This window comes from Streptomyces sp. NPDC001070, from assembly GCF_053598835.1.
On record NZ_JBSFLB010000029.1, the window covers coordinates 1 to 16,655 of the forward strand.

The 16,655-nt window shown below is 71.1% G+C and carries 17 protein-coding genes and 1 rRNA gene; 8 read left to right on the forward strand and 10 right to left on the reverse strand.

Features of this window, described 5'->3' with window-relative positions:
- Positions 1-88: ribosomal RNA gene (rrf, locus tag ACWDAS_RS30485) — 5S ribosomal RNA — on the forward strand; the annotation flags it as partial.
- Between the two features lie 68 nt (positions 89-156).
- Positions 157-666 carry a GNAT family N-acetyltransferase gene (locus tag ACWDAS_RS30490; RefSeq protein ID WP_450397482.1) on the forward strand — a complete coding sequence of 170 codons (510 nt, stop codon included), beginning with the start codon at positions 157-159 and terminating at the stop codon, positions 664-666.
- Between the two features lie 41 nt (positions 667-707).
- On the opposite strand, the gene ACWDAS_RS30495 is transcribed toward ACWDAS_RS30490, so the two are convergent.
- The 6 genes from ACWDAS_RS30495 to ACWDAS_RS30520 form a co-directional block, all read right to left on the reverse strand.
- Entirely contained in the window at positions 708-2,300 is a 1,593-nt protein-coding gene (locus ACWDAS_RS30495) for a type IV secretory system conjugative DNA transfer family protein (protein ID WP_450397483.1), read from the reverse strand.
- 14 nt (positions 2,301-2,314) lie between these two features.
- Entirely contained in the window at positions 2,315-3,712 is a 1,398-nt protein-coding gene (locus ACWDAS_RS30500; protein WP_450397655.1) for an ATP-binding protein, read from the reverse strand.
- Between the two features lie 306 nt (positions 3,713-4,018).
- Entirely contained in the window at positions 4,019-5,569 is a 1,551-nt protein-coding gene (locus tag ACWDAS_RS30505; RefSeq protein ID WP_450397485.1) for an SCO6880 family protein, read from the reverse strand.
- Positions 5,566-6,849, reverse strand: a complete 1,284-nt coding sequence (locus tag ACWDAS_RS30510; protein ID WP_450397486.1) for a hypothetical protein — start codon at positions 6,847-6,849, stop codon at positions 5,566-5,568. Before ACWDAS_RS30510 ends, ACWDAS_RS30505 begins: the two co-directional genes overlap by 4 nt.
- Entirely contained in the window at positions 6,839-7,660 is an 822-nt protein-coding gene (locus ACWDAS_RS30515; protein WP_450397488.1) for a hypothetical protein, read from the reverse strand. The genes ACWDAS_RS30510 and ACWDAS_RS30515 overlap by 11 nt, the downstream gene beginning before the upstream one ends.
- A 130-nt stretch (positions 7,661-7,790) precedes the next feature.
- Positions 7,791-8,099: a hypothetical protein gene (locus ACWDAS_RS30520; RefSeq protein ID WP_319140882.1), complete on the reverse strand. Its 309-nt coding sequence runs from the start codon at positions 8,097-8,099 to the stop codon at positions 7,791-7,793.
- 391 nt (positions 8,100-8,490) lie between these two features.
- Between ACWDAS_RS30520 and ACWDAS_RS30525 the strand changes: the two genes are divergently transcribed.
- Entirely contained in the window at positions 8,491-9,426 is a 936-nt protein-coding gene (locus ACWDAS_RS30525) for a C40 family peptidase (RefSeq protein ID WP_450397657.1), read from the forward strand.
- Positions 9,427-9,625: 199 nt separating this feature from the next.
- The gene (locus ACWDAS_RS30530; RefSeq protein WP_450397489.1) at positions 9,626-10,315 is read left to right on the forward strand and encodes a phosphatase PAP2 family protein; all 690 of its coding nucleotides are present in this window, start codon (positions 9,626-9,628) and stop codon (positions 10,313-10,315) included.
- Between the two features lie 28 nt (positions 10,316-10,343).
- Here the strand turns inward: ACWDAS_RS30530 and ACWDAS_RS30535 are convergent, their stop codons facing one another.
- Both ACWDAS_RS30535 and ACWDAS_RS30540 read right to left on the reverse strand, forming a co-directional pair.
- A complete protein-coding gene (locus ACWDAS_RS30535) occupies positions 10,344-11,912 on the reverse strand; it encodes an FAD-binding oxidoreductase (RefSeq protein ID WP_450397490.1) in 1,569 nt (522 codons plus the stop codon).
- Positions 11,913-12,016: 104 nt separating this feature from the next.
- On the reverse strand, positions 12,017-12,172 hold the full coding sequence (locus ACWDAS_RS30540; RefSeq protein ID WP_450397492.1) for a hypothetical protein: 156 nt from the start codon (positions 12,170-12,172) through the stop codon (positions 12,017-12,019).
- Between the two features lie 91 nt (positions 12,173-12,263).
- On the opposite strand from ACWDAS_RS30540, the gene ACWDAS_RS30545 reads away from it, so the two are divergent.
- Positions 12,264-13,115, forward strand: a complete 852-nt coding sequence (locus ACWDAS_RS30545; protein WP_450397493.1) for a hypothetical protein — start codon at positions 12,264-12,266, stop codon at positions 13,113-13,115.
- Between the two features lie 86 nt (positions 13,116-13,201).
- Positions 13,202-13,393, forward strand: a complete 192-nt coding sequence (locus tag ACWDAS_RS30550) for a hypothetical protein (protein ID WP_450397658.1) — start codon at positions 13,202-13,204, stop codon at positions 13,391-13,393.
- Here ACWDAS_RS30550 and ACWDAS_RS30555 read toward each other — a convergent pair.
- Positions 13,390-13,794, reverse strand: coding sequence for a metal-sensitive transcriptional regulator (locus tag ACWDAS_RS30555; RefSeq protein ID WP_450397494.1), 405 nt, complete (start codon positions 13,792-13,794; stop codon positions 13,390-13,392). The two genes, ACWDAS_RS30550 and ACWDAS_RS30555, sit on opposite strands and share 4 nt — an antisense overlap.
- Before the next feature lie 191 nt (positions 13,795-13,985).
- On the opposite strand from ACWDAS_RS30555, the gene ACWDAS_RS30560 reads away from it, so the two are divergent.
- Positions 13,986-14,606: a DUF47 domain-containing protein gene (locus ACWDAS_RS30560; protein ID WP_026251102.1), complete on the forward strand. Its 621-nt coding sequence runs from the start codon at positions 13,986-13,988 to the stop codon at positions 14,604-14,606.
- A gap of 5 nt (positions 14,607-14,611) precedes the next feature.
- Complete coding sequence (locus tag ACWDAS_RS30565) at positions 14,612-15,610, forward strand: anion permease (protein ID WP_450397496.1); 999 nt, start codon at positions 14,612-14,614, stop codon at positions 15,608-15,610.
- A gap of 230 nt (positions 15,611-15,840) precedes the next feature.
- On the opposite strand, the gene pstB is transcribed toward ACWDAS_RS30565, so the two are convergent.
- Complete coding sequence (gene pstB / locus ACWDAS_RS30570) at positions 15,841-16,617, reverse strand: phosphate ABC transporter ATP-binding protein PstB (RefSeq protein ID WP_450397497.1); 777 nt, start codon at positions 16,615-16,617, stop codon at positions 15,841-15,843.
- Between the last annotated feature and the right edge of the window lie 38 nt (positions 16,618-16,655).

Sequence of the window (16,655 nt, forward strand, 5' to 3'; positions counted from 1 at the left end):
CGGTTACATTTCGAACCCGGAAGCTAAGCCTTTCAGCGCCGATGGTACTGCAGGGGGGACCCTGTGGGAGAGTAGGACGCCGCCGAACAATTATTGAGCCCCGGCTCCCGAGTGATTGAACTCGGGAGCCGGGGCTTTTTTGCGTACCATCAGGCCATGAATAGCTACACGATACGTGCCTCACGGCCGGACGAATGGCGAGCTCAGCGGGACCTGCGGCTCGAGGCGCTCAAGGATCCGGCGAGTACGGTCGCCTTCGTCAACACCTATGACACCGAGGCGGCTTTCGCGGACGAGGTGTGGCGACAGCGCGGGCGGACCCAGTCGTTCATCGCGGAGGGCGAGGCGGGCGAGCGGGTGGCCAATGTGGCCGTGCTCGTCGAGTCGGGCGAGGAGTACCCCGTGGCGCAGACGCATCTGGTCGGGGTCTATGTGCGGCCGGAGTTCCGGGGCGGCGGGCTGGCCGCGGAGTTGCTCGGGGCGGCGATCGAGTGGTCGTGGCAGCTGCCGGAGAAGGTGCGCCGCGTACGGCTGTGGGTGCACGAGGACAACCACAGGGCTCAGGCCTTCTACACGCGCCTCGGCTTCGTCAGGACCGGGGAGACGATGGCGTTCCCGCTGGACGAGTCCCGGACCGAGTACGAGATGGTGCTGGAGCGGCCCTAGGGGGTGCCGGTGGAGCCGGCCCTCACCGTCTGCAGGCGGGTCTACAGGCGGATCGCGTCCGGGACCTCGTCGAGGAGTGCGGGGGGCTGGGTGCCGAGCAGGAGTCGGGCGTCGGCGCGTTGCCAGAGCGGGGCGCGCCAGTGGTCGCGGGCCTGTTCGGGGGAGCGCAGTACGGCCAGGGTGGGAAGGCCGGTGGATGTGCCGGTGGCCAGGAGGTCGGGCAGTTCCGGGATCGGTGCGAGGGCGGCGATGTCGTCCAGCACGAGGGTCATTGGTGGGTCGAGCCGACCGGAGGATGACCCTGCGGCCATGCGCCGGCCGTGCTCGACCACGCTGGAGACGAGTGCGGCGAGCAGCGGCATCGCACCCGGGTGGGTTCGCGGGTCCTCGTTGAGCTCGCCCACCACGTAGAGCGTGCCCAGATCCTTGAGGAATGACTCCAGTTCGAGGCTGTCGGCTCGGCCCGGATTGCAGGCGTCCCGGATGTGCACGGAGTTGAGCGACTCCAGGGCGCGGTGGACGAGGGACTGGGCCGCGTCACGGCGGTCGGCGTGGGCGTGCAGGACGGACTCCAGCTCGCCGCTCCAGCCGGAGGCGGCCTTGGGGTGCGTGCGCAGGATGCGTACGGCGTCCTGGCCGGACGTGCCGCCCGCCCAGCGGTGCACCTGGCGGAACGGCTGGCCGTCCACGGCGGCGGCGTGCAGCCAGCAGCGCAGCAGGGTCTCGGCGGCGTCGAACATGGCGGCGTCGACGGCGGCGCGCGGGCGTACCGGGAAGAGCAGGGCCCGGGCGCGGGTGATGGCCGTGGGGACGTCGTCGCAGCCCGAGTGGGGGGCCCAGCGGAGCCGCGCCGGGGTGTCGACGAGGTGGGCCGGGTCGTAGATGTGGACGGGGCCGAGCTTGGCGCGGTTGCCGACGGTCTGGTGGAAGGTGTCCGGGTCGGCGGTGGTGACGACGACCGGGCCCGCGGCGCTCAGGACGGCCGGCTGGACGAGGCGCTTGCCCTTGTCGCTGCGCGTGGCGGCGAAGACCGCGTAGGTGCGGGCGAGTTCGCGGTCCGGGGCGAAGGAGGGGCCGGCGGGGTTTCCCGCGGACGCCGTCGCCCGTCCGGCCGGCGCGGCGGCCTGCGGTCCTACCGGGACCGGCTCGGGGACAGGCTCGGGGGCGGCTGTCTCGGGGGCCTCCACGGGCCGCTGCACGGCCTGCCGGGGCCGTACCGGGGTGTCGGCCGTCCCGGGCTCCTCCGCGGACTTCAGGGCGGCCGTACGGCGTGCCGCGCGGCGCAGCCGGGTACGGGCGATGACGCCCATCACGAAGACCGTGAGGACGAAGAGCACCATCAGCTGCCCGATGAACACACCCCAGAACAGCCCGGAGCCGGGCAGCCCGGCCGGCGGGGCGGGCCGCCAGGCTCCTGCGATGTCGTGGGGCTCGGCGATGAGATGGCGCATGGCCACGGGCGTACGCGTGAAGTGGACCTCGGCCGGCCAGGCGCCATGGGAGACGAGGCCGGCTATCCCGGTGCCCGTCCACACCAGGATGGTCATGCCGAGCAGGAAGCCCATGACGCCGAGGATCAGGCCGTCGGGGACCCCGCCCTCGCGCTCCTGCCCGCTGTGCTGCTGTCTCGCCATGTTCAGGCCCCCGTTCAGGCCACCGCGTCGTCGGCCAGTTGCTTGTCGAGGGAGACCCGGGGCTCGTGCGGCTCCTCGCCCCTGTCGTGCTCGTGCTCGTGCTCGTCGACCGAGGACTCGGTCATGGCGCGGTCGGTGTAGACCAGGGGACGTTCCGTCTCGGTGATGAGGTGCTTCACGACCTGGACGTTGCCGTTGACGTCCCACACGGCGATGCCCGGGGTGAGGGTGGGGATGATCTCCACCGCCCAGCGGGGCAGGCCCAGCACCCGGCCGGTGGCCCGTGCCTCGTCGGCCTTCTGGGCGTAGATGGTTCGGGTGGAGGCCATCTTGAGGATCGCCGCCGCCTCCTTGGCGGCGGCGCCGTCCACCACGTCGGAGAGGTGGTGGACGACGGCGACGAAGGACAGGCCGAGGCGGCGGCCGAACTTCAGCAGCCGCTGGAAGAGCTGGGCTACGAACGGGCTGTTGATGATGTGCCAGGCCTCCTCGACCAGGAAGATGCGCTTCTTCCGGTCGGGGCGGATCCAGGTGTGCTCCAGCCAGACGCCGACAATCGCCATGAGGATCGGCATGGCGATGGAGTTGCGGTCGATGTGGGACAGGTCGAAGACGATCAGCGGGGCGTCGAGGTCGATGCCGGCGGTCGTCGGGCTGTCGAACATGCCCCGCAGGTCGCCGTCGACGAGCCGGTCGAGGACGAGGGCGACGTCCAGACCCCAGGCGCGGACGTCCTCCAGGTCCACGTTCATCGACTCGGCGGAGTCGGCCATGGGATGCCGCAGCCGGTCCACGATGTCGGTCAGGATCGGCTGGCGGTCGGTGACGGTCTCGTGGACGTAGGCGTGGGCGACCTTGAGGGCGAAGCCGGAGCGCTCGTCGAGGCCGCGGCCCATCGCGACCTCGATGATCGTGCGGAGCAGGGCGAGCTGGCCCGTGGTGGCGATCGCGGGGTCGAGCGGGTTGAGCTTGATGCCCCCGTCGAGGGCGGCCATCGGGTCCAGGCGGATGGGAGTTATTCCCAGGGCCTTGGCGATGAGATTCCACTCACCGACGCCGTCCTCGCCCTGCGCGTCCAGGACGACGACCTGGCGGTCACGGAAGCGCAGCTGGCGCAGGACGTACGTCTTCTCCAGGGCCGACTTGCCGTTGCCGGACTCCCCGAGGACCAGCCAGTGCGGGGCGGGGAGTTGCTGGCCGTACAGCTGGAACGGGTCGTAGATGTAGCCCTTGCCGGAGTACACCTCGCGGCCGATGATCACGCCGGAGTCGCCGAGGCCGGGCGCGGCGGTCGGCAGGTAGACGGCCTGGGCCTGGCCGGTGGAGGTGCGGACGGGGAGTCGGGTGCTCTCCACCTTGCCGAAGAGGAAGCCGGTGAAGGCGTCGGTGATCGCTGCGAGGGGGTCCAGCATGGCCATGGGGGGAGCGCCTCCTCGGCGTCAGCGGTCGTCGCGCCTGTGGCGCAGGCTCCGGCGTGGCATCGTTGTCCCTGTCGTCCTTCCCATTAGCGCCGTCGCTGGAGACGGAGCGTCAAGTGCGCACAGGCGCATGGTGCTACCTCCCGGCCCGTCAGCGGCGGATGCCGGTCGCGAACGGAAGCGTGTTGAGGAACCCCCGGTGGTGGTCCCGGGCACACGTGGGCCGCTGGGGCTGCCGGAGGGCGGCGGTCGCCCCGGGACGCCGTGCGCGCGGTCGCTTCGTGCTCATGCTCACCCCTCTCAGCGGCGGATGCCGGTCGCGAACGGAAGCGTGTTGACGAACGCCCGGTGGTGCTCCCGGTCACACCATTCCAGCTTGAGGTACGACTTGCCCGCGGAGGCGCGGATCGTGCGCTTGTCGCGGGCGAGGGCCTCGGGGGAGCGGGAGGAGACGGTGATGTAGCCGACCAGGTTGACGCCCGCGGCGCCGGAGGCGAGGTCCTCGCCGCGCTGGTCGATGCGGGTGTGGTGGGCGATGTCGCGGGGGTCGACGACACGGTTCATCTTGGCGGCGCGGCTGGCCTCCGCGTCGTCGTTGGTCTTCTCGGTGAGCATGCGCTCGATGGCGACGTCGGTCGGTTCGAGGTCCATGCACACGGCGACGGTGCGGATGACGTCCGGGGTGTGAACCAGCAGCGGGGCGAGGAAGTTGACGCCGACGGGGGTCAGCGGCCACTCCTTGACCCATGCCGTGGAATGGCACCAGGGGGCGCGGGTCGGGGACTCGCGGGTCTTGGCCTGGAGGAAGGTCGGCTCGGTGGCGTCCAGTTCCGCGGGCCAGGCGTTGCGCCGGGTCATCGCCTGGATGTGGTCGATCGGGTGGTCCGGGTCGTACATGGAGTGGATGAGCGACGCGAGCCGCGCCTGGCCGAGCGGCTGACGGACCCGGATGTCGGCCTCGGTGAGGCGGGCGCAGATGTCGGTGAGCTCGCGGGCCATGACGGCGGCGATGCCGGCGTCCTTGTCGAGGGCCTTGCGGCCGCCGCCGGCGGCGCGGGCGATGGCGTTGCCCTCGGCGGCGAGTTCGCGGCTGTAGTGCATGCACGCGACGAGGTAGGCGCGGTGCTGCTCGGAGGAGGTGGACACCATCGACTGCAGCTGGTCGTAGGAGTCCTTGAGCCACTGCTCGGCCCGGTCGTCGCCGCGCAGGGCGACGTCCTTGGCGTGGGCGTCGGGGTCGGCGGGGAGGGTGCGGGCGAGCATCTGGAGGCGGGTGACGAAGCCGTCGCCGTTGGCGACGTGCTTCAGAAGGGTGCCGAAGCGCTCGACCAGGGCCTCCTGGTCCTCGCTGTCGCGCAGCCCGACGCCGGGGCCCTCGATCTCGATGGCGGCGGTCACGGTGCGCCGGTCGACGTGCAGCAGCACGGCGATCTCGTCCGGGCCGAAGGGCGCCGACAGCCAGGTGATGCGGCCGATGCCGGGCGGCGGCCCGATCTCGACCTCGCGCCCGTCGAGGCCGGTGCCCGCCTCCGCGGCGAAGGAGCGGTACGTCGGGGTGGAGCGCAGCGTGCGGCGGTAGCTGCGGTTGATCTCGAACCAGCGGTAGAAGGTGCGGCGCCGGTACGGCATGTAGACGGCGGCGAAGGCGAGCAGCGGCCAGCCGGTCAGGCCGAGGATGCGCAGCGGCAGGACGGGGATCAGCAGACCGCACATCATGCCCAGGAACGCGCCGGCGATGATCAGGGCGATCTCGCCGGTCTCCCGGTTCTTGCCGACGATGGCGTTGGGACGGGCCTTGCCGATGAGGTACGTCCGGCGCTGCTGCGGTGGGGCATAGGGCTGGGACGTCACCGGCTGTCGCCTCCTGCTGTCTTGCTGCTGGGTCCGCCGCCGTTTCCGCGGTCAGGGTTTGTGCGCGGCGCGGGGGCCGGCGTCGGCGCGGTGCCGTTGCGGCTGCTGTGCGCGGCGATGCCGCTGGGGACGGCGTTGGCGGGCTGCGCGCCGCCGCCCGTGGCCTGCTCCTGGGGGCCGCCGCGGGAGCTGTGCGTCTTGATGCCCTGCTTCACCAGCGCGGCCGGGGAGGAGATGACGGCGGCGGCCTGGGACTCGGCGCTCGCCTTGCGGTTGTTGCGGAGGCTGGCCACGTCGTCGCCGAAGCCGGGGACGAAGCGGTAGATCATCGCGCTGGCGAAGATGGCCAGCAGGATGATGGCCAGACCCGACACGACCGCGCCGAACGCGGTGGGCCCGTCCGAGCCGCTGAGGGCGCCCGCGAGGCCCAGCACGATCACGATCACCGGTTTCACCAGGATGACCGCGATCATGATTCCGGCCCAACGGCGCACGTGGTGCCACATGTTCTTGTCGACCAGGCCCGAGTACACGGCGGTGCCGAGCAGCGCGCCGACGTACAGCAGCGCGGCACGGATGACGAGTTCGAGCCAGAGGACGCCGGCGGCGAGCACGGAGACCAGGGAGACCACGATCAGCATGATCGGGCCGCCGCCGATGTCGGAGTCCTTCGTCAGCGCCTCCTGGAACGAGCCGAAGAAGGTGTCGGTGTTGGCTGCCGTGCCGGACGCGATGACCTCCGTGATGCCGTCGGTGGCCGACACGACGGTGTAGAGGATCAGCGGCGTGAACGCGGAGGCGATCACGGTGAGCCAGAGGAAGCCGACGGCCTCGGTCAGGGCCTCGGTGAGGGGCACGCCGCGCACGGCGCGCTTGGCGACGGCCAGCAGCCACAGGAGCAACGTGAGGAAGGTGGAGGCGGCGAAGACGACGGCGTACTGGGTGAGGAACGCCTTGTTGGTGAAGTCGACGGCGGCGGTGTTGTTGACCGCCTTGGAGAGGCCGTCGATGACCCAGGAGGCGGCGTCGGCGCAGCCGCGGGCGAGCGAGTCCAGGGGGTCGAGCGGGTCCGCGACGGAGGGCGTGTGCCCGGAGCCGCCACCGTTTTCGCAGTAGTCGCGTGCGGGGCCCACGATGAGTTCGCACTCGTCTTTGCCGCCCGATGGGGAGGGGGTCGGGGACGGTGCCGCGAAGGCCCGCGCGGAGAGGAGCACCGCCGCCGTCTGCAGGGTCACCAGGGCGGCGCCGATCGTGGTGGCACGGCGCTGGTTACCGGGCATAGGTGAAACCCCCGTACTGCTCCACGGCGTTGGCGATCTCGTCGGCGGTCGATGCGGTTCGGTCGCTGTTGACCGGCGCGGGGCCGTCCTTCTGCGAGAAGCTCTCGACCTTCCAGTCATTGTCCGCCCAGCGCAGCTTGAGCGTCATCGTGAACCAGTCGTTGGCGACCGGATTGGTGGAACCCTCGCCCGCGGTCCCGAACACGCCGGTGCACCAGACCTCCACCGTCGCGGCGGTGCCGCGGAAATCGGTGATCCGGGTACCCACGGGGACGGTCCGCGAGACGTAGGTCATGCCCTCCGGAGCGTTGCCGTTCTCGTCGAGGCCGATCTTCGCGAGGAAGTCCCTCGAGTAGGCGTTGTCAAGCTTGGCCTGCAGTTCGTTCACCGTGCTGTGGGTGAAAAGCCGCTGCACGATCTCGTGCCGCCGGTTCGGGTTGAGGATGTCGGCGGACACCAGCGCCACCGCGTAGTTGGCCGCTGCGGACTCCGCGCCCTGGTCGGTGCGGGCGTACCCCGTGGGGATGCCCGCGTTCTTGCCGCCCACGGGCTTGGTGCCGGTGGGGGATGTGGGCTGGGACCGGGCGCCGTTGGAGGAGGCGCCGCCCCGGCTGTCGCCGCCGGGGGAGCCGGAGGGGGAGCCGCCGCCGCGGTTGGCGAAGGCGATGGCGGCGATGAGCAGCACGACGACGCCGACGACTCCGACCAGGTTGCGGCCGGAGCGCGGCGGGCGGCGGGAGGGGCCGCCGCTGCCGGCGGGGGACTCGGGGAGACGGGTACGGGTCGGGGGGCCGTCCTGGCCGAGGCTCATCGGGGGCTCGCCCCCTCGGGGGTCAACGGGTGAGTGGGCATCAGCAGACAGCCTCGGGTGGGGTGCGGGGCCGGGACGGGCCCCTCGGGGACGGTGCGCGGGGGGCGGGGCGGAGTGCGGCGCGCGGCCGCTATACCGCCATCCCGTAGACGATGGTGAAGAGCGTGCCGAGGGAGCCGATGATGAACACGCCGGTCAGACCGGCGATGATCAGCCCCTTGCCCTGCTCCGCACTGAAGGTGTCGCGGAGCGCCGTGGCTCCGATGCGCTGTTTCGCCGCGCCCCAGATCGCGATGGCCAGGCACAGCAGGATCGCCACCGCCATGACCACCTCGATCATGACGCGCGCTTCGTTCCCCAAAGAGCCGAAAGGCCCCCAGTCCGGGGCGATACCACCGATGATGGTGTTGATGTCGCCCTTGTCGGCCGCCAGGAACATGAGAACTCACCACCACGCTAGATCAGTTGGCGTCCTCGCAGGGGCGCAAGGAGCCAAGGTCTATCTTGGCGGAGGATGCCGCCGACGTATGTCGACTCAGCGACTTTCTCAGCCGATTCCCCCGTGTGATCCGGGCCGCAACCGTCAGACTGGACACACTGGCGTGCGATCCGGTGTTCGATGAGACATTGTTGACTACTCTGTGTATCACGGTGGTGAGCGGAGGGCAACGATTGGCGGCGCGACGGGTGGGGATGCTCCCCAAGGCCTGGCGCATCGTCACCTTCCGTGCCGGGCAGGGTGAGGCGATGAAGGGGTGGGGCGGGTGACGGCGGCTTCGCGGACCGCGCGCAAGGCCTGGCTGGTGTCGGGGGTCGTGGGTGGCCTCTTCATGTCGTTCGTCACCGTGCTCGTCGTCGGTACGTACCTGGTGGCGGCGAACCTGGCGGGCGGCGGGGCGGTGACGCTCGCCAAGGGGGCGGTGCCGGCGGCCTATCAGAGCATCGTGCAGAAGTGGGGGAACCTGTGCGGCGCCATCAACCCGGCGCTGCTGGCGGCCCAGCTCTACCAGGAGAGCGGCTGGAACCCGCGGGCGCAGAGCCAGGCTCAGGCGCAGGGGATAGCGCAGTTCATCCCCGGGACGTGGGCGACGCACGGTGTGGACGGGGACGGTGACGGGGACCGCGACGTGTGGGACCCGGCGGACGCGATTCCCTCGGCGGCCTCGTACGACTGCGAGCTGGCCCGCTACGTCAAGGACGTGCCGGGCAACGCGACGGAGAACATGCTCGCGGCGTACAACGCGGGCGCGTACCGGGTGATCCAGGCCGGCGGGGTGCCGCGGATCCGGGAGACGCAGAACTACGTCCGGATCATCACGACGCTGCAGAAGAGCTTCGCGGCCCCCGTGGGCGGCGTCGCGCCCTCGCGGCAGGCGGCGGCCGCCATCTACTACGCCCAGGAGAAGCTCGGCACGCCCTATCTGTGGGGCGGCAACGGCACGCCGGAGCAGGGCGGGCGGTTCGACTGCTCGGGCCTGACGAAGGCGGCGTACCAGTCGGTGGGGATCGAGCTGCCGCGTGTGGCCAACGACCAGTGGAACGCCGGGCCGCACCCCAAGCGGGACGAGCTGCTCCCGGGCGATCTGGTCTTCTTCGCCTACGACCTGACCGACCCGCGGACCATCCACCACGTGGGGATCTACGTCGGCGGCGGTTACATGATCAACGCCCCGTACACGGGCGCCGTGATCCGCTTCGACAAGATCGACACCCCCGACTACATCGGGGCGACGCGCGTGACGGCGGCGGGCGCGGCGGCGGTGTAGCCGCCGCGCCCGCCGTGCCGTCGCTGTAGGTGAACACCCGGTCCCGGCATGTGGGGACGTGTCTCCCTTCGATAACGCCTTGGTGATCATCCGGTGGAGACCGGAACGCCGCGTGCCGTGCCGTCCGTTGGACGGGGGAGAATCGGCCTCCACACCAGACGTGCGCGGGGGTGCGGCGGAAGAGAGTGAGGGGACACCGGTGGCAGAGCTCTCGCTGGACGGCTCCAACCCCGATGTCAGCCTGCTCCGCGACATCAACGGCCTCGCGAAGGACGCCCCGCACTGGCTCGACAGCGCGATGGAGTTCGTCGGCGAGTACGGCCTGATCCTGCTCATGGTGCTGATCGCCGGCTGGTGCTGGTGGCGCGTGGCGCGCCGCAGCGGCGCCGAGGCGCCGGCGGCCGTGGCGGGCGTGATCTGGTCCGGACTCGCGGCGGCGATCGCGCTGGTGCTCAACGTGCCGCTGCGCAACTTCGTGGACCGGCCCCGGCCGTTCGTCGACCACCAGGGCCTCGACGTCCTGGTGAAGGGGAAGACCGACTTCTCCTTCGTCAGCGACCACGCCACCTTGACCATGGCCGTCGCGATGGGACTGTTCATGGTCAGCCGCTCGTGGGGCCTGGCCGCCATCGCGGTCGCGCTGGCCGAGGGCTTCTGCCGCGTCTACATGGGCGTCCACTACCCGACCGACGTCCTGGGCGGCTTCGCGCTCGGCACGGCCGTCGCGCTGCTCCTCGCCCCGGCGGCGCTGGCGCTGCTGACGCCGCTGATGAAGGCCGTGGCCGGTTCCCGGTTGGGCGTGCTCGTACGGGCTCCGGGGCGGACGCAGGCCCGCCGGGGCGAGTCCCACCCGGAGCCGTCGGCGATCGACAGGGACCTGGCGGCCTGACGGCTCGCCGACGGCGGACGGCGGCCCGTTACAGCGCCTGCGCGAAGGCGAACAGCCGCGAGGGGTCGTAGCGGGCCTTGAGACGGCTGAGCTTGTCGGCGGCGGAGCCGTAGTAGGCGGTGCGCCAGTCGGTCAGCGTCGGGTCGGTGTAGTTCTGGTAGGCGGCGCCCGAGGCGTGGCGGCGCATGGCCGAGTGGAGGCCGGCGAGCCAGCTCGTGGTGCCGGGGGTCTCTATGTACTGCGCCAGGAAGCGCGAGCGCCGGTGCACGAAGGCGGTGGCGGTCGGCGAGACCCGGTTGACGGCGCCGCCGAGGGCGGTGAGCGAGACGCTGCCGGCTCCCGAGCGGAGCCCCTCGACCTGCGACAGCAGGGTCTGGATGCCGGCCGCGGACAGCGAGCGGTCGTAGAAGTCGGAGCGGGCCGTGTACGTCTCGCGGGCGAGCCGGCCCGAGGGGCTGCGGCCCGGGGTGCTGCCGGGCAGGTGGCACTGGGCGGTGCTCAGGTTCGAGCAGCCCGCGTACGCCAGGGTGGCGTCGAGGTAGGACCGCGGGTGGAGGGAGACGCTGCTCGCGGGGGCGCCGGCGCGGTCCGCGAGCCGGTCGACGGCGTTCGCGAGCTCGTCACGGGAGGTGATGCCGACGGTGGCGATGCTGATCCGCGGGGAGCCGGACCCCGACTTGTCCAGGTGCAGCGCGGACCAGATCTCGTCGGGCTGGGTGGGCCCCCACTCCTGCCAGGCGCGCAGTACGGCGGCGGCCTTGCTCCAGGGCCAGGTCAGATAGCCGGTGACGACCTGGGGGGCGGCGTGCGTGGCGAACGTCAGCTTGGTGACGACGCCGAACTGGCCGCCGCCCGCGCCGCGCAGCGCCCAGAACAGCTCCGGGTTCTCGCTGGCGCTGCAGCGAAGCACCCGGCCGCCCGCCGTGACGATCTCGGCCCCGGTGAGGCTGTCGCAGGTCAGTCCGTACGCGCGGCTGAGGACCCCGTGGCCGCCGCCGAGGGTGAGGCCGGAGATGCCGACCGTCGGGCAGGAGCCCGCGGGCAGGGTGCGCCCCCGCGCGCCGAGCCGGGTGTAGACGTCGATGAGCTTGGCGCCGGCGCCGATGGTCGCGGTGCCGCCGGAGAGGTTCACCGCGGCCAGTGACGAGACGTCGAGGACGAGCCGCCCCTTGCCGCCGGAGTAGCCGGCGTAGGAGTGGCCGCCGTTGCGGATCGAGACGGGGACGCCGGTGCGGCGTGCGAAGTCCAGGCACTCGCGGATGTCCTCGGTCCCGGAGACGTACGCGACGGCCGCGGGGCGCTGCCCGTCGAAGCGCGTGTTGTACAGGAGGCGCGCGGTGGGGTAGTCCGCGTCGTCGGGCCGGACGAGGCGGCCGTCCAGGGAGCGGCCCAGGGCCGTCCAGTCCGGGCGGGCGCTCGGGGCGGCGGAGGGCGTGGCGGTGGGCGCGGCCCCGGCGGTCGTTGCCGCGGTTCCCGGGCCGCCGGGTATTCGGCTGCCCGCCTGCGCGGGGTGGCCGCCCTCGGGGGTGCAGGCCCCGGTGAGCCAGCCTGCCGCGGCGATGCCCGCGCCGCCGCGGATGAGTGTGCGTCGGTTCAAAGTGGAGCCCTCCCGCTGTGCTTCCCCCGGTGGTCGCCTGTGAGGACGATGTGGAACGTGGTGCCGGTTGCGGGAGGCGGATGTGACGTCGGCCGGGTCCGGACTCAGCCGCGCTCGTGCTCGGTGGCGTCGCGGCGGGCCCGGTCACGGGCTCGGCGGGCGGGGCCGCGCCAGCCGCAGGCGCAGGTCGCGTAGGAGAAGGCGCCCCTGTCGGTGGTGGTCGCCCGGTGGGTGGACGGCGGCGGGTCACTGGGAGGCACGGAACAAAGCTACCGGCCGTGACGTGGTGCCCTGACCCTCGTTATGCCCCACGACGTCCGAGGCGCGGCATGGTGCAGGGGGTTGGCGGAGATGGGGCAGCTCGGTCGGGCGACTGCGGCAGCCGTGGGTCTCGGGTTGTGTGCGCTGGCTCTGGCGGGGTGTTCGTCCGGCGGTGAGGCCGTCGAGGTGGACAGCGTCCCGGTCGACGCCGGGGAGGCGCTGCAGCAGGCGGTGGACGCCCTGGTCGCCGCGGGCAGCTCGAAGGTCCGTACGTCGATGGAGATGGCCAGCGGCGGCACGAAGATCGCCATCCGGGGCACCGGTACCTTCGACTACGCCGGGCGGCGCGGCAGCCTCGAGGTCGTCCTGCCGCCGGACGCGGCGGGGGACGTGGAGCACGCGCCGGTCACGGAGCTGCTGACGGCCGGCGCCCTCTACATGAAGAACCGCGGCGAGGGAGTGCCCGCGGACAAGTGGGTGCGGGTCGACACGACCCTGCTGCCGGACGGCAACCTGGTCACGGGCGGCGCGACCGATCCCCTGGTGGCCGCGGAGCTGCTGCGGGCCGCGCGGGAGGTGCGGCAGAGCGGGGTGGAGACCCTGGACGGGGTCCGGGTGCGGCACTACCAGGGGGTCACGGACATCGCGGAGGCGGCGCGGATCGCGTCCCCGCGGGTGCGGGCGGAGCTGGCGGCCGCGGCGAAAGGGTTCTCCGTGACCCGGGTGCCGTTCGACGCCTACCTCGACGGGGACGGCCGGCTGCGCAAGGTCCGGCAGCGCTTCACCTTCAGCAACGGGGGCGCGGGCACGCGGAGCGCGCCGGCCCAGGTCACGGTGGTCTCGACGACCGGGATGTACGCGTTCGGGGCCCCGGTGCGGGTCGTCCTGCCCCGTGAGGCCGACATCTACACGGGGAAGATCGTTTCTGCGACCGGCCCCTGAGGGCTTGCCGAAATGGCCCGTCCGTGTCATGCACCGACCGTGCGCCAGTCCCTACGCTGGGCGGGGAGGAGGTGGTGCACGTGGCGATGTGGCTCCTGGACCAGGACGATCAGGTCCACGTGGCCCTCGCGGAGATCGAGCTGTGCTGCGAGCTGATGATCGCGGCGTCGGCGACGACCGAGGAACGGCTGAGTTCCGAACGCATCGATGAGGTGCTGAACGTGAACCCCCGCGTGCCCGCGCAGGGGGCGCGGCGGTCGGCGGGGGCCGGTCGCTAGCTCCGCAGCAGCCGGGCTATGGCCGCGGTGGCCTCGGCCACCTTGTCGTCGGCCTCCGGACCGCCCTTCGCCGCGGCGTCGGCGACGCAGTGCCGCAGATGCTCCTCCAGCAACTGGAGCGCGAAGGACTGCAAGGCCTTCGTGCCGGCCGACACCTGGGTGAGGATGTCGATGCAGTACACGTCCTGCTCGACCATGCGCTGCAGACCGCGGATCTGCCCCTCGATGCGGCGCAGCCGCTTGAGGTGCTGGTCCTTCTGTTTGGCGTAGCCGTGCTGGTGCGCCGCGTGCCCGGGCTCCCGGCCGTCGTCCCCGGCCGCGTCGGTGTGCTCGACGGGCTGCGCGTGCTCGGGCGGCGACTCCGCGTGCGGATTCGAGTCGCCGGTCTCGGTGACCGTCATGATGTCCTCCTGCCCCCTATACCCCGGCCGGGTATATCGTACCGAATTCGCCCCAATGTGCGAGCGTGCGTGAAGAACCCCACCTGGGGCGCACGCGCGGTGATGCGACACTGTAGGACGCCGGTTAGTTGTGGCCGGATGATGCGCCTAGCATCAAAGCGACCGAAACCGATGTATTCCGAGGACTTCACGTGCGCTTTCGTCTGACCCCCAGGGAGACGAGCTTCTACGACATGTTCGCCGCATCCGCGGACAACATCGTCACAGGATCGAAGCTCCTCATGGAACTGCTCGGGGCCGATTCGGCCACCCGCTCGGAGATCGCGGAACGGATGCGGGCCGCGGAGCACGCGGGCGACGACGCGACGCACGCGATCTTCCACCAGCTGAACTCCTCCTTCATCACGCCCTTCGACCGTGAGGACATCTACTCCCTGGCGTCGTCCCTCGACGACATCATGGACTTCATGGAGGAGGCCGTCGACCTGGTCGTGCTGTACCAGGTCGAGGAGCTCCCCCGCGGGGTCGAGCAGCAGATCGAGGTGCTGGCGCGGGCGGCCGAGCTGACCGCCGAGGCGATGCCGCACCTGCGCACGATGGACAACCTCACGGAGTACTGGATCGAGGTCAACCGGCTGGAGAACCAGGCGGACCAGATCCACCGCAAGCTGCTGGCCCACCTCTTCAACGGCAAGTACGACGCCATCGAGGTGCTCAAGCTCAAGCAGATCGTGGACGTCCTGGAGGAGGCGGCGGACGCCTTCGAGCACGTGGCCAACACCGTGGAGACCATCGCGGTCAAGGAGTCCTGACCCAGGTGGAGACCTTCTCTCTGGTCGTGACCATCGGGGTCGCGCTCTTCTTCACGTACACCAACGGCTTCCACGATTCGGCGAACGCCATCGCCACCTCCGTGTCCACCCGGGCACTGACGCCGCGGGCCGCGCTGGCGATGGCCGCGGTGATGAACCTGGCCGGCGCCTTCTTCGGCGTCGGGATCGCCCACACCGTCAGTGAGGGCCTGATCGAGACGCCGACCGGCCAGGCCGGCATGGCCATCCTGTTCTCCGCGCTGGTCGGGGCGATCGTCTGGAACCTGATCACCTGGTACTTCGGCCTGCCCTCCTCCAGCAGCCACGCGCTCTTCGGCGGTCTGGTGGGCGCGGCGCTGGCCGGCGGGACGGGGGTGATCTGGTCCGGGGTGGTGGAGAAGATCATCATTCCGATGTTCCTGTCGCCGATCGTCGGCCTGATCGTCGGCTACCTGGTGATGCTGGCCATCCTGTGGATCTTCCGCAAGGCCAACCCGAACAAGGCCAAGCGCGGTTTCCGGATCGCCCAGACCGTCTCCGCGGCGGGCATGGCGCTCGGCCACGGTCTGCAGGACGCCCAGAAGACGATGGGTGTCGTGGTGCTCGCCCTGAGCATCGCCGACGTGCAGGAGGCGGGCGGCGGGATCCCGCTCTGGGTGAAGTTCGCCTGTGCCGCCATGCTCTCGCTCGGGACGTACGCCGGCGGCTGGCGCATCATGCGCACCCTCGGCCGCAAGATCATCGAGCTGGACCCGCCGCAGGGCTTCGCCGCGGAGACCACGGCGGCGTCGATCCTCTACACGACCGCCTACATCTTCAAGGCGCCGATCTCCACCACCCATGTCATCACCTCGGCGATCATGGGCGTCGGCGCGACGAAGCGGGTCAACGCGGTCCGCTGGGGCGTCGCCAAGAACATCGTGACCGGCTGGTTCATCACGATGCCGGCCGCGGCGCTGGTGGCCGCGCTGGTCTACGCCGTGGTGCACGTGGCGTTCGCCTGAGCCGGTACGTCAACGGGCGGTGACCGCACTGCGGTCACCGCCCGTTGACGTACCGCCGCCCCTTCCGGCCGGCCGCCGGGCGCGTTCGGTCCGTGCGGTCTGCTCTCCGCGCCTCGCCGTAGCGCGAACGCATGCAAATGGGCCCGCCCCCGAACGGGGACGGGCCCTTCGCCTTGCGGTGGCACCGCCATGCAGCACCGCAGGACGGCTATTGGCGGCTGCGTGTCGGCTCAGCCGAAGCGGCCGGAGATGTAGTCCTCGGTCGCCTGGACGGACGGGTTGGAGAAGATCCGCTCCGTGTCGTCGATCTCGATGAGCTTGCCGGGCTGGCCGACCGCCGACAGGTTGAAGAAGGCGGTGCGGTCGGAGACGCGGGCGGCCTGCTGCATGTTGTGGGTCACGATGACGATGGTGAAGCGCTCCTTGAGCTCACCGATCAGGTCCTCGATGGCGAGGGTGGAGATCGGGTCGAGCGCGGAGCAGGGCTCGTCCATGAGCAGGACCTGGGGCTCGACCGCGATGGCGCGGGCGATGCACAGACGCTGCTGCTGACCGCCGGACAGGCCCGAACCGGGCTTGTTCAGACGGTCCTTGACCTCGTTCCAGAGGTTGGCGCCGCGCAGCGACTTCTCGACGATCGTGTCGAGGTCGCTCTTCCGCTTGACGCCGTTGAGCTTCAGGCCGGCCGCGACGTTGTCGTAGACGGACATCGTCGGGAAGGGGTTCGGGCGCTGGAAGACCATGCCGACCGTGCGGCGCACGGAGACCGGGTCCACGCCGGGGCCGTAGAGGTTCTCGTCGTCCAGCAGCACCTTGCCCTCGACGCGGCCGCCGGGGGTGACCTCGTGCATGCGGTTGAGGGTGCGCAGGAAGGTGGACTTGCCGCAGCCGGACGGGCCGATGAAGGCCGTCACCGTGCGCGGCTCGATGTTCATCGAGATGTCGTCGATCGCCTTGAAGCCGCCGTAGTAGGCGGAGAGGCCGCTGACGTCGATTCGCTTGGCCATGGTGGTGTTGCTCGCAATCCTTGGGTCGCTGATGTTGG

Coding starts and splice junctions, on each gene's coding strand:
- ACWDAS_RS30490 (WP_450397482.1), top strand. CDS start 157: ATGAATAGCTACACGATACGTGCCTCACGGCCGGACGAATGGCGAGCT.
- ACWDAS_RS30500 (WP_450397655.1), bottom strand. CDS start 3,712: ATGCTGGACCCCCTCGCAGCGATCACCGACGCCTTCACCGGCTTCCTC.
- pstB (WP_450397497.1), bottom strand. CDS start 16,617: ATGGCCAAGCGAATCGACGTCAGCGGCCTCTCCGCCTACTACGGCGGC.
- ACWDAS_RS30555 (WP_450397494.1), bottom strand. CDS start 13,794: ATGACGGTCACCGAGACCGGCGACTCGAATCCGCACGCGGAGTCGCCG.
- ACWDAS_RS30525 (WP_450397657.1), top strand. CDS start 8,491: ATGTCGTTCGTCACCGTGCTCGTCGTCGGTACGTACCTGGTGGCGGCG.
- ACWDAS_RS30495 (WP_450397483.1), bottom strand. CDS start 2,300: ATGGCGAGACAGCAGCACAGCGGGCAGGAGCGCGAGGGCGGGGTCCCC.
- ACWDAS_RS30515 (WP_450397488.1), bottom strand. CDS start 7,660: ATGAGCCTCGGCCAGGACGGCCCCCCGACCCGTACCCGTCTCCCCGAG.
- ACWDAS_RS30520 (WP_319140882.1), bottom strand. CDS start 8,099: ATGTTCCTGGCGGCCGACAAGGGCGACATCAACACCATCATCGGTGGT.
- ACWDAS_RS30550 (WP_450397658.1), top strand. CDS start 13,202: ATGTGGCTCCTGGACCAGGACGATCAGGTCCACGTGGCCCTCGCGGAG.
- ACWDAS_RS30510 (WP_450397486.1), bottom strand. CDS start 6,849: ATGCCCGGTAACCAGCGCCGTGCCACCACGATCGGCGCCGCCCTGGTG.
- ACWDAS_RS30545 (WP_450397493.1), top strand. CDS start 12,264: ATGGGGCAGCTCGGTCGGGCGACTGCGGCAGCCGTGGGTCTCGGGTTG.